General features: G+C 64.3%; 16 protein-coding genes. 8 read left to right on the top strand and 8 right to left on the bottom strand.

Features of this window, described 5'->3' with window-relative positions; all coding sequences use genetic code 11:
- Positions 1-23 precede the first annotated feature (23 nt).
- From AABD04_RS02540 to AABD04_RS02525, 4 genes are all read right to left on the bottom strand, one after another.
- Positions 24-1,031 (bottom strand): type IV toxin-antitoxin system AbiEi family antitoxin domain-containing protein, encoded by a 1,008-nt coding sequence (locus tag AABD04_RS02540; protein WP_341440125.1) that lies wholly within the window; start codon positions 1,029-1,031, stop codon positions 24-26.
- Positions 1,032-1,157: 126 nt separating this feature from the next.
- A complete protein-coding gene (gene recR / locus AABD04_RS02535; RefSeq protein WP_032379989.1) occupies positions 1,158-1,766 on the bottom strand; it encodes a recombination mediator RecR in 609 nt (202 codons plus the stop codon).
- Between the two features lie 3 nt (positions 1,767-1,769).
- Positions 1,770-2,081: a YbaB/EbfC family nucleoid-associated protein gene (locus AABD04_RS02530; RefSeq protein ID WP_341440124.1), complete on the bottom strand. Its 312-nt coding sequence runs from the start codon at positions 2,079-2,081 to the stop codon at positions 1,770-1,772.
- A 234-nt stretch (positions 2,082-2,315) separates the two neighbouring features.
- Entirely contained in the window at positions 2,316-2,747 is a 432-nt protein-coding gene (locus AABD04_RS02525; RefSeq protein WP_341440123.1) for a cytidine/deoxycytidylate deaminase family protein, read from the bottom strand.
- Between the two features lie 63 nt (positions 2,748-2,810).
- On the opposite strand from AABD04_RS02525, the gene AABD04_RS02520 reads away from it, so the two are divergent.
- Positions 2,811-3,461 carry a hypothetical protein gene (locus AABD04_RS02520; protein ID WP_341440122.1) on the top strand — a complete coding sequence of 217 codons (651 nt, stop codon included), beginning with the start codon at positions 2,811-2,813 and terminating at the stop codon, positions 3,459-3,461.
- Here the strand turns inward: AABD04_RS02520 and AABD04_RS02515 are convergent.
- Positions 3,458-3,892, bottom strand: coding sequence for an SRPBCC family protein (locus AABD04_RS02515; RefSeq protein WP_243594239.1), 435 nt, complete (start codon positions 3,890-3,892; stop codon positions 3,458-3,460). The two genes, AABD04_RS02520 and AABD04_RS02515, sit on opposite strands and share 4 nt — an antisense overlap.
- 257 nt (positions 3,893-4,149) lie before the next feature.
- Between AABD04_RS02515 and AABD04_RS02510 the strand changes: the two genes are divergently transcribed.
- Together AABD04_RS02510 and AABD04_RS02505 are read left to right on the top strand one after the other, a co-directional pair.
- On the top strand, positions 4,150-5,595 hold the full coding sequence (locus AABD04_RS02510) for an FAD-binding oxidoreductase (RefSeq protein WP_341440121.1): 1,446 nt from the start codon (positions 4,150-4,152) through the stop codon (positions 5,593-5,595).
- Positions 5,592-6,908 carry a class I SAM-dependent methyltransferase gene (locus AABD04_RS02505; RefSeq protein WP_341440120.1) on the top strand — a complete coding sequence of 439 codons (1,317 nt, stop codon included), beginning with the start codon at positions 5,592-5,594 and terminating at the stop codon, positions 6,906-6,908. Before AABD04_RS02510 ends, AABD04_RS02505 begins: the two co-directional genes overlap by 4 nt.
- Before the next feature lie 87 nt (positions 6,909-6,995).
- On the opposite strand, the gene AABD04_RS02500 is transcribed toward AABD04_RS02505, so the two are convergent.
- The gene (locus AABD04_RS02500) at positions 6,996-7,778 is read right to left on the bottom strand and encodes an alpha/beta fold hydrolase (protein WP_341440119.1); all 783 of its coding nucleotides are present in this window, start codon (positions 7,776-7,778) and stop codon (positions 6,996-6,998) included.
- Positions 7,779-7,807: 29 nt separating this feature from the next.
- Positions 7,808-8,740, bottom strand: a complete 933-nt coding sequence (locus tag AABD04_RS02495) for an oxygenase MpaB family protein (protein ID WP_341440118.1) — start codon at positions 8,738-8,740, stop codon at positions 7,808-7,810.
- Between the two features lie 23 nt (positions 8,741-8,763).
- On the opposite strand from AABD04_RS02495, the gene AABD04_RS02490 reads away from it, so the two are divergent.
- From AABD04_RS02490 to AABD04_RS02480, 3 genes are read left to right on the top strand one after another with little or no spacing between them, the layout of a single operon-like run.
- A complete protein-coding gene (locus AABD04_RS02490) occupies positions 8,764-9,336 on the top strand; it encodes a TetR/AcrR family transcriptional regulator (RefSeq protein WP_243594244.1) in 573 nt (190 codons plus the stop codon).
- 26 nt (positions 9,337-9,362) lie between these two features.
- Positions 9,363-9,623, top strand: a complete 261-nt coding sequence (locus AABD04_RS02485; protein ID WP_008712642.1) for an acyl-CoA-binding protein — start codon at positions 9,363-9,365, stop codon at positions 9,621-9,623.
- A gap of 48 nt (positions 9,624-9,671) precedes the next feature.
- On the top strand, positions 9,672-12,038 hold the full coding sequence (locus AABD04_RS02480) for an FdhF/YdeP family oxidoreductase (RefSeq protein WP_341440117.1): 2,367 nt from the start codon (positions 9,672-9,674) through the stop codon (positions 12,036-12,038).
- Between the two features lie 31 nt (positions 12,039-12,069).
- Here the strand turns inward: AABD04_RS02480 and AABD04_RS02475 are convergent, their stop codons facing one another.
- Positions 12,070-12,726 carry a GntR family transcriptional regulator gene (locus AABD04_RS02475; protein ID WP_341440116.1) on the bottom strand — a complete coding sequence of 219 codons (657 nt, stop codon included), beginning with the start codon at positions 12,724-12,726 and terminating at the stop codon, positions 12,070-12,072.
- A gap of 135 nt (positions 12,727-12,861) precedes the next feature.
- Between AABD04_RS02475 and AABD04_RS02470 the strand changes: the two genes are divergently transcribed.
- Together AABD04_RS02470 and AABD04_RS02465 are read left to right on the top strand one after the other, a co-directional pair.
- A complete protein-coding gene (locus AABD04_RS02470) occupies positions 12,862-14,358 on the top strand; it encodes an aldehyde dehydrogenase family protein (RefSeq protein WP_341440115.1) in 1,497 nt (498 codons plus the stop codon).
- Between the two features lie 3 nt (positions 14,359-14,361).
- Positions 14,362-15,249: an oxygenase MpaB family protein gene (locus tag AABD04_RS02465; RefSeq protein WP_341440114.1), complete on the top strand. Its 888-nt coding sequence runs from the start codon at positions 14,362-14,364 to the stop codon at positions 15,247-15,249.
- Positions 15,250-15,251 lie beyond the last annotated feature (2 nt).

Here is a 15,251-nt window from a genome sequence, read left to right as displayed (position 1 = left end):
CGTAGCCCACTACGAATTTCCGCTCACAAGGTGCACCGTTCACACGGGTACGACGCGTCGTCCCATCCCTCTCTGACCAGCACCTCGCGGACCTCGCGATACACCCCGCACGGGTCTTGGGTCACTTCGTGCCAGCCGTACATCAACCGCGGCAGGTTACGTAGCTCGGCGGCATTGTCGCGTCTGCGATCGCGAAAGCGTCGTTGCTTGGCAGCGTGGAAGGCCTGGCCGTCGAGTCTGACGATGAGGTCGCAACTCTCGTAGCAAATATCTTCGAAGAGCTGCCTGCCGTCGACGAACACCGGGGCCTGTCGCTGTGCGGCAGGTAGGCCGTGCGCCTGCTCGACGTCGAGCACGTAACGGTGCTCCAGCGCGGAATGAACCCCGTCGCGCATGAGAGCCAGGGTGTGCAGAATCGGCTTCAGGTAGCGCATCGGTCGCCGAGCCTCGATCTTGCGCGTCATGGCCGCAACGTTCACGCCACCCGAGGACATCGTCGAGACCAATGTGATCGTCGCTTGCCTCGACGTCCGCTCCGCGACGACCAGGTCCAGGACCGTGTCGGCAGTGCTCGTGCGCGCAGGATTCGACTCGATACCGATGTGTCCCATGGCACGGGACCGATGGACGACGACACCTGGATGGATTTGCTCGTTGCTCTCCGAGGTGAAGTTCTGCTTGGCGTGCCTCATCGTCGGTGGCCTGCTGGTCGCCGAGCATCCATAAGGAACGGTGACGTGCACGGGGCCTGGCCCGGGCCCGACCCACCCCCACTCCTCGGCGGCGGTACTGTGGCTGATCAACGCTCCCCGCCCCGCATACAGCAACGCTGCCGACAGCTGCATCTGACGAGTCAACGGCCCGTTGGTCACCGATATGACCCCACGAAATACCCTCAGCCACTGACCGGTTTCCACGCAATGATCGATCGAGTCCTTGTTGACGCCGTGCTCGTACATCTGCTTCGTCGTAATGATTCCGTGCTGAGCGTCCAGTAGCCGCTGCCAGGTTCCCGCTGGTCTCGTCCTCATGGACCTCAGAGTGGTCGATTCGAGGTGACCGCGTCAGAATCTATCCACAGGCTGTGTATAACTCGGGGTCGTGAGCACAAATTCGACCCCTGCTACGAAGTTCCGTGCACGTGCGGCGAAGCCGCTCTACATACGTCGACGTCCGGTCAGAGCGCGCCCCAGCGTCAGTTCGTCGGCAAATTCGAGGTCTCCGCCCATGGGCAGGCCGGAGGCGAGGCGGGTAATGGCCAGGCCGGGGAAGTCTCGCATCATGCGCACCAGGTACGTGGCCGTTGCTTCGCCCTCGGTGTTGGGGTCGGTAGCGATGATGACCTCGGTGACATCGACGCCGTCGTCCTGAGTTCCGACGCGGGTCAACAACTCTCGGATGCGCAGCTGGTCCGGACCCACACCGTTCAGTGGATCCAGCGCTCCACCGAGCACGTGGTAGCGACCCTTGAATTCTCGCGTACGTTCCACTGCCTGAACATCTTTGGGCTCTTCGACGACGCAGATCATCGACCTGTCGCGTCGTGAGTCGGCGCAGATTCGGCACAATTCCTTGTCGGAGACCGTGCCGCACACGATGCAGAACTGCACACCATCGCGGATGCGCTGCAGTGCGCGCATCAGCCGGTCCACCTCAGGCGGTTCGACACCCAGGAGGTGAAAGGCTATGCGCTGAGCGCTCTTCGGACCGACCCCGGGAAACTTGCCGAGTTCGTCGATCAGATCCTGAACCGGACCTTCGTACACCGCCTAGAACCCAGGCAGGCCGGGCATGCCACCGAGACCACCAGCGAGGGGGCCCATCTTCTCGCTCGCCACGTTCTGCGCTGCCTTCGACGCGTCAGCGATAGCACCGATCACCAGATCCTGGAGGGTCTCGATGTCTTCGGGGTCGACGACCTTGGGGTCGATGGTCAGTCCGACCACCTCACCGGTTCCCTTGACCGTGGCGACTACGAGTCCGCCGCCCGCTTGGCCGGTCACTTCGGTTTCCGCGATCTCGGCCTGAGCCGCCATCAGCTGCTGCTGCATCTGCTGGGCCTGCTGCAGGATCGATGCCATGTCGGGCTGCTCACCGGGTTGCACTGTGCCGTCCTCTCGCGTGGGTTCGAAGCGAACACCAGCGTAGCCGCACCGTGGATCGCTGTGATTCACTGCGCGTCGAATCGACATACCGCCCTGAGTGTCCACAATTTCGCGGCAGACACGGGATCGCGCCTGCGGTGACGAATAGTGGACACTCAGCGCAGTGCCTTCCGGCGATACCGCACGCAGGTTCGCCCTCGGCAACAAGGATCAGCGTTGCTCCGCGCGATGGTCGTATCCGGCGGGGAGGAGTTCGCCGGCGACAATGCTGACGGGGCCGTCGGGCGAATCGATGATGACGCGCATCAGGGGGTAGAGGTCGGCGAAGATCTGGCGATCCTTGCCGCACGGGCCCTTCACCCCGCGCCCGTGGTTGCCGACGGCCACGATATGAGTCGGCTCGGTCGCACCGGCCGCCCGAGCCGCTGCAAGCGCGACGATTTCTGCGCACGGGCCACCGGTGAAGTGATACAGATTGACCCCGGCGAACGTGCGGCCGTCCGCCACTCTCACCGCGGCACCCATCGTGTGGATGCCGTCTTCGCCAGGGGATGCATCCGTCGTCGAATCGATTGTTTGCCTGGCTAGTTCGACCAGCGACCGATCCCCGTCGGTCACGGGTAGCGCGGAGGTGAAGGACACAAAGCGAGTCTAGGGCCCCACGTCTGAGCATTCGTCAGTATTGAGTGCACGTAGTCTTGCGGAATGGATCAGCCGGCGAGCCCCTCTCCGCGCAAGCGTCGGGTGACTCCCGAGACCATGGCCGAGGCCGGTATCGCGCTGACACTGCCGAAGGTTTCGGTGAAGGCGGTGGCCGACAGCCTGGGCGTCTCGATCGTCGCGATCTACAACAACATCGACGATCTGCGCTCCCTCAAGGCCCTGGTGGCAGAAGAGATTCTGCGCCGGTGGTCGCCGCCGCTTCCCGGTGACGACGAATCGATGCACGACGCGTTGCTGTCACTCGCGTCGGCGATGCGCGAGCTGGTGCACACCAACCCGGGCATCGCGGAGTACTTGATCGGCCTGACTCCCAGTTCCATCGACGCCCTTCGGATGGCCGACGCCGTGCAGACGCGCTACCGGACTCGATACGACCTCACCCCCAAGCAAGCGACATGGGCCGTGATCACCGTCGCCGAGCACGCCGTCGCACTGGCAGAGATCGTCTACAACCGTGCCCGTCGCGATCGTGAGTACGACGACGCCATTGCGGCTCGCACCGACCTCGAGACTCTCCCCGGGGCGTACGACACCGTCGACCGTGGACCCGACGGCATGTTTCTGTGGTCGATGCGCACCGTGGTGGTCGGGACCCTGACGCTCATCCAGGATCCCGACTTCGAGAAGGTCTAGATCAACTCGCGGCGCAGATTCTCCAGCGTCGCGGCCTGGATCTTCTTCAGGCCGAGCGGTGCGAACGTCTTCTCGAAAAATCCGCCGATTCCGCCCGCGCCCTTCCATTCCGTCGTTGTGGTGACCGTGGTGCCTGCGCCGTCCGGGGCTACGGACCAGGTGGTGACCATCGAAGAGTTGGCATCGCGTTCGGTGATGGTCGATCCGGCGACGCTGACGGTCGCGGCGACGTTGCGCACTCGCTTCTCGGTGGCCTGCAGGGTCCATGTGGCAACGGTTCCGTCTCCTTGCCCGCCCTGCACCACCTCGTAGTCGCGGTACTGCTCGGGCAGGATGCGGGGGCGCACCGTCTCGTAGTCGGCGAGAGCGGCGAGTACCCGATCGGGTGTGGTGGCGATGGTTGCGGAACTGGATGCACTGACCTGAGCCACGGAAACGTTCTCCTTCTCTAGCGAACGGGATGTGCGTCCATCCTGCCTCCCCTCGTGACCACATTCGGCATCGCGCCGCCTGATCTGTGATGTGCTTCACAAGTCGAATTTCGCATCCGCAAAACACATGCATGGCCCAACCATTTGTCTGATTTGCACCGATTCCCCACTCCGATTCGGCTACAGTTGCGTGAAGTTTCACCGCTCGGACGCCAATGCCGGTGGATACCGACCAGTGTGAGATATAGCGTCTCTACGTGGCTTCAGTGAATGCTCTTCTCGGACGACGGCCAGAACCGAGGGAGAGCGGTTACGCAGCGCACCGGTCGGGTGTCGAGCAGTTGCTTCGCAGCTATCGCGCAATTCCGGCCGCTGCGACGGTGCGTCTGGCGAAGAAGACGTCCAACCTGTTCCGGGCCCGGACGACCACCACCACGCCGGGGCTCGACGTGTCGGGACTGAGCAAGGTCATCACCGTGGACCCGGCTGCGCGTACAGCCGATGTCGCCGGCATGTGCACGTACGAGGACCTGGTCGACGCGACGCTTCCGTACGGCCTCGCGCCCCTCGTCGTCCCGCAGCTCAAGACGATCACCCTCGGTGGTGCCGTCACCGGCCTGGGCATCGAGTCGACGTCGTTCCGCAGCGGTCTCCCGCACGAGTCGGTACTCGAAATCGACGTCCTCACCGGCAGCGGCGAGATCGTCACCGCAACGCCAGAGGGCGAATATGCAGATCTGTACTGGGGCTTCCCCAATTCCTACGGCACCCTCGGCTACTCGACTCGGCTGAAGATCCAGCTCGAGACCGTGCTGCCGTATGTCGCGTTGCGGCACCTACGATTCCACGACCTCGAGACCCTTCAGTCCACGATGGACACCATCGTCACCAGCCGCGAATACGACGGCATCGCGGTCCAGTACCTCGACGGCGTGGTCTTCAGCGCCGACGAAAGTTACCTCACGCTCGGTGTTCAGACCGACGAACCCGGGCCGGTGAGCGATTACACCGGTGCCGACATCTTCTACCGTTCGATTCAGCACGATTCGGACACACCGAAGACCGACCGGCTGACCATTCACGACTACCTGTGGCGCTGGGACACCGATTGGTTCTGGTGCTCCCGCGCATTCGGAACGCAGAACCCGACAATTCGACGCTTTTGGCCGCGTAAGTATCGACGCAGTAGTTTCTACTGGAAACTGATCGGCCTCGATCGCAAGTACGACATTGCCGACCGACTCGAGAAGCGCAAGGGAAAGCCGCCGCGCGAACGCGTCGTGCAGGACGTCGAGGTTCCGATCGAACACACCGCCGGCTTCGTGACGTGGTTCCTCGACAACATTCCGATCGAGCCGTTGTGGTTGTGCCCGTTGCGTCTTCGCGAGCCGGCGGCCCCCGGCGCCAATCCGGCCCGGCCGTGGCCGCTGTACCCACTCGAACCGAAGCGCACCTACGTCAACATCGGCTTCTGGTCCTCGGTACCGATCGTTGCCGGCGAACCCGAGGGTGCCGCGAACCGCGCCATCGAGAAGAAAGTGACCGACTTCGACGGGCATAAATCGCTGTACTCGGACGCTTACTACACCGAGGATGAATTCGCTGTGCTGTACGGCGGCGACAGATATGAAGAACTGAAAAAGAAATACGATCCCGAATCCCGATTGTTGGATTTGTACTCGAAGGCGGTGCAACGCAAATGACGACGTTCAAGGACTCCGGCAATCGCACGGTGAACGGTGCCCAGAAGCTCAAGATCTCCGAGATTCTCGAACTGATCTCCGACGGCAACATCCCATTGCGTTTCACCGCGTACGACGGCAGCACCGCAGGACCCGAGGACGCGAAGATCGGCCTCAACCTCAAGAGTCCACGCGGAACCACCTATCTCGCAACTGCTCCCGGCGACCTCGGCATGGCGCGTGCCTACGTCTCGGGCGACCTGGAAGCCACCGGCGTTCATCCCGGCGACCCGTACGAGTTGCTCGCGCTGATGGGCGACGAGCTGCATTTCCGTCGACCGTCGGCGATGACACTGACGTCGATCGCGCGTTCGCTCGGCTGGGATGTGTTGCGGCCCATCGCTCCCCCGCCCCAGGAGGCGATTCCGCGGTGGCGTCGTATAGCAGAAGGTCTGCGCCACTCCAAGACTCGCGACGCCGAAGCGATCCATCACCACTACGACGTGTCCAACGCATTCTACGAGCAGGTGCTCGGCCCCTCGATGACGTACACCTGCGCGGCGTTCGAGAGCGCGGACCACTCTCTCGAGGCTGCACAGGAGAACAAGTACCGCCTGGTGTTCGACAAGCTCGGCCTGCAACCGGGTGATCGCCTGCTGGACATCGGCTGCGGGTGGGGCTCGATGGTGCGCTACGCAGCACGCCGCGGCGTCCGGGTCATCGGCGTGACGCTCTCCCAGGAGCAGGCGTCGTGGGCGCAGAAAGCCATCGCCGACGAAGGACTTTCCGACCTCGCCGAGGTGCGCTTCTCCGATTACCGCGACGTGCCCGAGACCAACTTCGACGCCATCTCGTCGATCGGACTGACCGAGCACATCGGAGTGCACAACTACCCGTCGTACTTCTCGTTCATCCAGTCCAAGCTGCGTGACGGCGGTCGTCTGCTCAACCACTCGATCACCCGGCCGGACAACCGCGCCCATGCCAAGGCCGGCAGCTTCATCGACCGGTATGTCTTCCCCGACGGGGAGCTCACCGGCTCCGGCCGCATCATCACCGAGATCCAGGACGTCGGACTCGAGGTTCGCCACGAGGAGAATCTGCGCGAGCACTATGCGCTGACCCTCGCCGGATGGTGCCGGAACCTCGTCGACAACTGGGACGCGTGTGTCGCCGAAGCCGGCGAGGGAACCGCCCGAGTGTGGGGTCTGTACATGGCCGGTTCCCGCTTGGGGTTCGAGCGCAATGTGGTTCAGCTGCACCAGGTCTTGGCCGTCAAGCTCGGGCCGAAGGGCGAAGCAGGCGTCCCCCTGCGGCCTTGGTGGAACGGCTGACCCATGTGAGCGGGACAGGAGTGGAGCCCGCGGAACGACCAGGAAACACTTCGTAACCTGCTACGAAGTTCCGTGCACATGGGAGCGTCAGCGACCCGTTCCGCGCAGGATCACCCGAGCCGTCTCGGTCGGCTGATCCCAGTGCGGGAAGTGTCCGCACTTGTCGAACCAGTGCAGGGTGGCGTCGGGGAATCGCTCCAGCGCCACCTTTGCCTGGCTGGGCGTCGTCACCTTGTCCTGGCGACCCCAGCCGATGAGCAGTGAACCCTGCAGTGAGCCTTTCGTGGCACCCAACTGCTTCGGCCCGTGGATCAGGGCCTTTCGCGCAGCGTCGAGCGACGGGGACGTCTTGGAAGAGAAGCCCTTCAGCTCCCGCTCCACCAATCCGCTCGGCAGCTTCCACGGAGCAGCCGAGAACTGAGCCAGCGCAGCCGTTCTGGTGACGGGGTTGCCGGCCAGGAACGGCACCAGCGGCTGCACGTTCTTCATCAGCGCCAACGACGCGGTGATCGTGGCTCCGAAGATCTTGACCTGACGGTCGTTCCAGAACCCGCCTGGATCGAGCGCCACCATCGACCCGCGATGACCGCGGCGGGCCAGTTCGACGACCATTCGCGCGCCCATGGAGCTACCGACGAGGTCGGCGTCGGCCAGTCCCTCGTTGTCGAGAAATTCCCGCAGAGCGTCGGTCAACGTCGCGATGGAGACCTCTGCCAAAGGCGGGGTCTGCCCGAACCCGGGCAGGTCGAGGGCAATGACCTCTCGATGCTTGGCGAGGGCGGGGACGATCGGGTCCCAGTTTCGGTGCGAGGACCCGAGCCCGTGGACGAGGACGATCGGGGTTCCGGTTCCGGTTCTGACGGTATGCATACCCCGCGTGGTACCCCGAGCGCGCCGATCTACACCTTCGGGCTGTAATGCGAAGGGTCCGAGCGTCGCTCCACGGGCGGCAGATTTCGGGCCGGGGTGTGGACGAGCGGTGTCGTCGAAGGGATTCTCCCCGTGGCGCGATCCCAACCGGCGCGGCCCCGCGGGTGCAGGCGACGACGCGGCGGCACCACCCCGAACACGAGGTTCACCGCCTTTCCGAACAGCGCGAAACGCTTCGCGTTCCGCGCAGACCAGCTATAGCCCAGAAGCGTGCGTACCGGCTCGTCGTAGAGCCCGACGGTGATCCAGACGAACAGCCTCGCCACCGGACGACGGAACACGGCCCAGATCGGCTCGGGCAGCCAGGATGCGTACGGGGGTGGCCCCAGCTTCGACAGGTCCAACACCCCACGCGCGGCCATGTTGTCCTCCAACACGGTGCTGCACATGTGGTTCCAGTACTGCTGGAACTCGGGCCAGGTGGCGGGCACCGACCGCATGCTCATGCCGTAGAGGCGGTACCACTGCACGTGCTCGTCGAACAGCTGCACCTTCTGCACCTCTGTCAGTCCGCCCATGAAGTGGTCGGCGGTGAGCACCGTGCCCATGAAGAAGGTGGCGTGCGCCCAGTAGAACGTGTCGGGATCGAGCGCGTGGTACTTGCGACCCTTGGCATCGATTCCTTTGATGTTCGTGTGGTATCCGCGAACCTGCAGAGCGGTCTCCTCGGCGCGATCGCCGTCGAACACGACGCCGCCGATGGGGTACAACGATCGGTACAGGCGCTGCCAGCGCTCGTCGAAGAACGTCGAATGCTGCTCCACCCCGGCCCCGAGCCCCGGGTGCATGTTCTGCATCGACCCTGCCCAGACGCCCTGCAGCATCCCACGCCAGTCGCCGAAGTACTTCCAGGTGAGCGAGTCGGGACCGAGCGGGACCGGACGATCACTCTGACTACGCATGTTGTCAGACTAGAGTTGACAACATGCGTAGTCAACAGCTGGAGGAGCGCAGAACCAAGCGGTACGACGCATTGCTCGCAGCCGGGGTCGAGCTCCTCGGCTCCCCGGACGGGCCGGCCGTCAACGTGCGCGCCGTCTGCCGTACCGCCGGACTGACCGAGCGCTACTTCTACGAGAGCTTCACCGACCGGGATTCGTTCGTCCGCGCCGTGTATCAGTGGGTGGGCACCAGGGCTCGAAACGCTCTGCTCGACGCCGTCTCTGCGGCGGCCACCCCCGAGGACACCATCGACGCGCCGGTCCGAGCATTCGTCGAACTCATCATCGACGAACCGCGAACGGGGCGGGTACTACTCATTGCGCCGTTGGCCGAACCGGCGCTGAGCCGCCGCGGTCTCGATCTGCTGCCCGGTTTCGTCGAACTGGTCCACACACAACTTCCCGACACCGAAGACCGACAGTTGATCGCCGTCGGAACGGTCGGGGCGCTGACCGCTCTGTTCATCGGCTACCTCGACGGCACCGTCACCGTCAGCCGTGACGCTCTCGTGGCGCACTGCATTCGGCTGATTTCCACAGCCTCCGTGCAAGGATGACACCACCTCGACCAGAAGGAGTTTTCATGTCCGATCTCGACCAGTCGTTCGCCGATGCGCAGGTTGACGTCAAGAAACTCACGTCCAAGCCGAGCAACGACGATCTACTGAGCCTGTACTCGCTCTACAAGCAGGGTTCGATCGGTGATGTCTCGGGTAAGCGGCCGGGGCGGCTGGACATGGTGAACCGTGCGAAGTTCGATGCCTGGGCGAAGCTCGAAGGTACGAGCCAGGATTCGGCGAAGCAGCAGTACGTGGATCTGGTGACCAAGCTCCTCGCCGGCTGAGCCAACGGCTATGGTCGAGTGCGGGGGTAACGCAACGAAGGGACCCGCATGAGACGCACCGACAGCGACGTCGACGAGGCCGAGCTCGATATCGAGAAGCCGAAGACCCACGCGGCAGGCCCCGTCGCCGTTGCCGTGTCCATGAAGCGTGCACTCGGGCACATGGGCCCGAAGCGCACCGCTCAGACACTTCTCAAACTGAATCAGGCCGAGGGCTTCGACTGCATGAGTTGCGCCTGGCCCGATCCGGATCCGGGCCACCGGCACGCGGCGGAATTCTGCGAGAACGGCGCGAAGGCCGTGGCCGAGGAGGCGACGACCACGCGAGCGACCCCGGAGTTCTTCGCGCAGCACAGCATTGCCGAGCTCGACGGACATACCGAGCACTGGCTCGGCCAGCAGGGCCGCATCACGCATCCGATGATCAAGCTGCCCGGCGGCAGCCACTACGAGCCCATCGAGTGGGACGACGCGTTCCGCCTGATCGGCGACGAGCTGAAGTCTCTCGCCAGTCCCGACGAGGCCATCTTCTACACGTCGGGCCGCGCCTCCAACGAGTCCGCGTTCACGTACCAACTGTTCGCGCGGTCGTTCGGCACCAACAACATGCCCGACTGTTCCAACATGTGTCACGAGTCGACGTCCATCGCACTGCAGGAATCCATCGGCATCGGCAAGGCCAGTGTCACCCTCGACGACGTCCACAACGCCGAACTGATCATCCTGGCCGGACAGAATCCCGGCACCAATCACCCGCGCATGCTCTCGGCCCTCGAGCTGGCGAAGCAGAACGGCGCAAAGATCCTGTCCATCAACCCCCTTCGCGAAGCGGGTCTGCTGAACTTCAAGAATCCGCAGACCCCCCGCGGCATGGTGGGACCGGGAACGGACCTGTCGGATCTGCACCTGCCGATCAAGCTCAACGGCGACCTCGCGCTGTTCCAGGCACTCGGCTCGCTGCTGGTGAAGTGGGACGCACTCGATCACGAGTTCCTCGACAACTACACCGTCGGCTTCGACGCGTGGAAGGCGCACGTCGCCGAGGTCGATTGGGACCTCGTCACCGAGGTGACCGGATTGTCGGTAGCGCAGATCACCGAGGCCGCCGAGATGCTGCGCGACTCCAAGGCGACGGTCTTCTGCTGGGCCATGGGCCTCACGCAGCACCGCAACGCCGTCGCCACCATCAAGGAAGTCACCAATCTCGCGTTCGCGCAAGGCAACATCGGCAAGGCAGGAGCTGGTCTGCTGCCGGTTCGTGGCCACTCGAACGTCCAGGGCGACCGGACCATGGGCATCTGGGAACGCCCTCCGGTGGCCTTCCTCGACGCGATGGCGGCGGAATTCGACTTCGAGCCGCCGCGTGAGCACGGCTTGGACACCGTCGATTCCATCCGTGCCATGCGCGACGGCAAGGCGCACTTCTTCCTCGGACTCGGCGGAAACTTCGTCCAGGCCACGCCGGACAGTGACGTCACCTTCGAGGCGCTCCGCAAGATGCGGATGACGGTGCAGATCTCCACCAAGATCAACCGATCCCACCTCGTCTGCGGTGAGACCGCCTTGATTCTGCCCACCCTGGGACGCACCGAGAAGGACGTGCAGGCCAGTGGTGAGCAGTGGATCTCGGTCGAGGACTCCACCTGCTCGGTGCACTCGTCCCGAGGACCGCTCAAGCCCGCGAGCGAGTTCCTGCGCTCGGAGGTCGCGATCGTCAGCGGTATCGCCGAGGCCACCCTCGGAACCCGATACGGTCTCGACTGGAAGGGTTTCCGGGACGACTACCGCAACATCCGTAAGCACATCTCGCGCGTCGTCGCCGGTTGCGAGGGGTACGAGGTCAATGTTCGACGCCCCGGCGGCTTCGTCCTACCGCATCCCCCTCGCGACAGCAGGACGTTCGAAACCAAGAGCGGCAAGGGCGAATTCGCGGTCTCGCCGATCGATGTGCTGCAGGTTCCGCCGGGCCATCTGATCCTGCAGACGCTGCGCAGCCACGATCAGTTCAACACCACGATCTACGGCCTCAGTGATCGGTACCGCGGCATCGAGAACGGCCGCCGAGTCATCTTCCTGCACCGAGAAGACATCTCCACCCTCGGCTTCCGCGACGGCGACATGGTCGACCTCGTCACCAAGTGGGACGACGACGACGTCGAACGGTGCGCTCCGTCGTTCCGCATCGTCGAGTACGACACCCCGCGTGGATCGGCTGCCGCGTACTACCCGGAGACCAATCCGCTGATTCCGTTGGATTCGACCGCGCTGCAGAGCAATTGCCCCACCTCGAAGTCGGTGATCATCTCGATGGTTCCCGCCGGTACGGGTTCGCAGGGAACGGCGAACGGCCATCAGGACAACGAGGGCTCGGACGAGGGCCACAAGTCGCACCCGCAGCCGCATCACCTGAGCTGACGGTCACCGACACGGCCGGCAGTGGGTCGTCCTAGACGATGTCCCACTGCCGGAACTGTCGGCGCATCACGTCGTCGGCGGCCTCGGCGTCGCGTCGTTCGAAGGCCTCGATCAGTTCTTCGTGGCTGCGCACGGCGTCGTCACCCCACTGCCTGTCGGTCGCGTACACCCGCGGGGTGTATCTGACTGCGCCGAGCAAGAACCACGCCAGCTTGGTTCCGCCTGCGATCTTGTTGACGAGTCGGTGGAACTCGAACTCGTAGTACTCCACCGATTCGGTGTCGGAGCGCGCCACGGCGGCGCGCAGACCGTCGTTGAGCGCAGTCAACCGGCCGAGATGCTCGGCGGTGATGTTGTCGGCTGCTCGGCCGGCGAGCGCGCCGGCGATGGTGCCCTGCAGCCAGAAGATGTCGTCCACGTCCTGCGGCGACAACTCGTTCACGCGGTAGCCACGATGGGGCACCTGTTCGACCAGCCCCTCACCTCGCAACGCGACGAGTGCCTCCCGAACAGGAGTCGCGCTGACCCCGAGCTCGGACGCTGCCTCGTCGATGCGTACGAACGAGCCGGGCTGCAGCACTCCGGTGACGATCCGCTGGCGAATACTCCCAGCGACATCCTCGGACAGCTGCGGCCGACGCGGAATCGGTCGCTCGGGCGATGCGGCGCGAGTGAGATCGGTGCTCATGGAACCACTCCTGCACTTGCTCCTGAACGGTCGGACGGCGGGGGTTGTAGCAATCCGAAGTGACGCATAGTGTGTCCTGGACAACATTGAATCACATCAAATATATGTGATGCGATCTGCTGGAGGATAGAGCCCGTGACGGACCAGATCGAACGAACGAACGAGAGCACCTTCGAAAGCCTCGACCCCAGAACAGGTGTCGCACTCGCCACGTATCCGATCGCGGGCACCGGAGAGGTCGGCATCGCCGTCGCTCGCGCCCGATCGGCCGCGCGATGGTGGGACGCGCAGGGCTTCGAGGGCCGCATGCGGTGGCTGCTGGAGTTCAAGTCCGCGATCGCCCGCGACGCCCCGAGCCTCGCCGCGGTCATCGCCGCGGAAACCGGCAAGCCCGACGAGGACTCCCTGCTCGAGGTCATGCTGGGCGTCGAACACATCGATTGGGCGGCACGCAACGCCGAGAAGACGCTGAAGCAACGCAAGGTCGGATCCGGCCTGCTCGCCGTGAACCAGAAGGCCTACGTCGGCTACCGCCCGTTCGGCGTCGTCGGAGTCATCGGCCCCTGGAACTACCCGCTCTACACACCGATGGGTTCCATCGCGTACGCCCTCGCAGCCGGCAACACCGTGGTGTTCAAGCCGAGCGAACTGACGCCGGGCGTCGGTACCTGGTTGGCCGAGAAGTGGCAGTCACTGGCCGCTCCGCACCCGGTGTTCCAGACGATCACGGGCGACGGATCCACCGGCACCGCCCTCGTCGAATCCGGCGTCGACAAGATCGCGTTCACCGGGTCCACCGCCACCGCCAAGAAGGTCATGGCCACCTGCGCGAAGTCGCTGACCCCACTCGTCGCCGAGTGCGGCGGCAAGGACGCGATGCTCGTCGACGCAGACGCCAACATCGCTGCCGCAGTGGAATTCGCGACGTTCGGCGCGATGGGCAACGCGGGCCAGACCTGCGCGGGCGTCGAACGCATCTACGTCGCCGCTCCGGTGTACGACCGCTTCGTCGCCGACTTCACCACCGCCGTCCAGGCGCTGAAGCCCGGCGGAACGAAGACCTCGTCCTACGGTCCGATGACCCTGGGCAAGCAGAGCGAGATCGTCCGAGGCCAGATCGAGGACGCCCTGGCCAAGGGCGGCAAAGCCGTTGTGGGCGGCCTCGATTCGCTGCACGGACCGTACATCGACCCGGTGATCCTGACCGACGTGCCCGAGGACTCCACGGCCATCACCGAGGAGACCTTCGGCCCGACCGTCGTGGTCAACAAGGTGCGAGATCTGGACGAGGCCATCGAGCGAGCCAACGCGTCGAAGTACGGACTGGGAGCGTCGGTGTTCACCCAGGACAGCGCAGTGGGTAGGCGCGCCGCCGAGAAGCTCGATTGCGGTGTGGTGACGGTCAATTCGGTTCTCGGCTTCGCCGGTGTTCCGGCGCTGCCGTTCGGTGGCACCGGCGATTCGGGCTTCGGCCGCATCCACGGGGCCGACGGCTTGCGCGAGTTCAGTACCGTCAAATCGTTGACAGTACAGAGTTTCGCAGCACCTGTGAACCTGCTGACGATGAAGCGCAAGGCGCGCAACATGAAACTCTCCGTACTGGCGCTGAGGCTTCGTCACGGACGGGGCTGACCAATGGACGTCTCGCCGAAGAAGGGGCGCTTCGGTTGGCTACGGCGCATCGAGGAACTCGATCCGGTCCGAGATTGCCACACGATCCACCGCATCACGGCCGGGTACGAGTTCCCGTGGGACTACCAGCGCGCCCTCGAGTTCGCGTTGTTCCGCACGTACTGCGTGCCGAGTATCTCGGAATTGCTCGCGCGAACCGGCGAGTTCGAGAAGCGGCCCCAGAAGCGCTACGACGACACCGCGCTACTGATGTCCGAGATGCTCGAGCACGGCTACGACTCCGAGCGGGGTCGGGAGTCGCTGCGCACGGTCAACCGGATGCACGCGCAGTACGACATCTCCAACGACGACATGCTCTACGTACTGACGACGTTCATCTACGAACCCATCGAGTGGATCGATACCTACGGTTGGCGCCGGCTGCACCCCAAGGAACGACTCGCCACCTTCCACTTCTACTCCGAAGTGGGAAAGCGAATGGGTATCAAGCACATTCCCGAGTCGTACACCGAGTTCGCGCAATTCAAGCTCGACTACGAAGAGCGGACGTTCCGCTTCAGCGAGGACAATCGCCGGATCGGCACGTACACCCTCGACCTGTACTGCTCCTGGTACCCCGCTGCGCTGACCCCAGCCGTGCAGCAGGGAGTGTTCGCACTGTTGGACGACCGGATGGCCGGTGCCTTCGGCTTCCCCGCAGGCTCGCCGACGGTCGAGCGAGTGGCCGTACGCGCGCTGCGTGCCCGAGCGCGGGTGGAGCGATTCCTACCCAAGCGAACGCAATCGCGGGCCACCGCCGACCCGTCGAACAAGACCTACCCCGGCTATCCCGTCGGGTACAGCCCGCGAGATCTGGGCACCCATCGCAGTTGTCCGGTGGCGGCGACGTAACT

Origin of the sequence: Rhodococcoides navarretei (assembly GCF_038069675.1) — a bacterium.
GTDB classification, from domain to species: Bacteria; Actinomycetota; Actinomycetes; order Mycobacteriales; family Mycobacteriaceae; genus Rhodococcoides; species Rhodococcoides navarretei.
The sequence above is the reverse complement of the archived record's forward strand: the minus strand, read 5'-3'. Positions and strand labels throughout refer to the sequence as shown.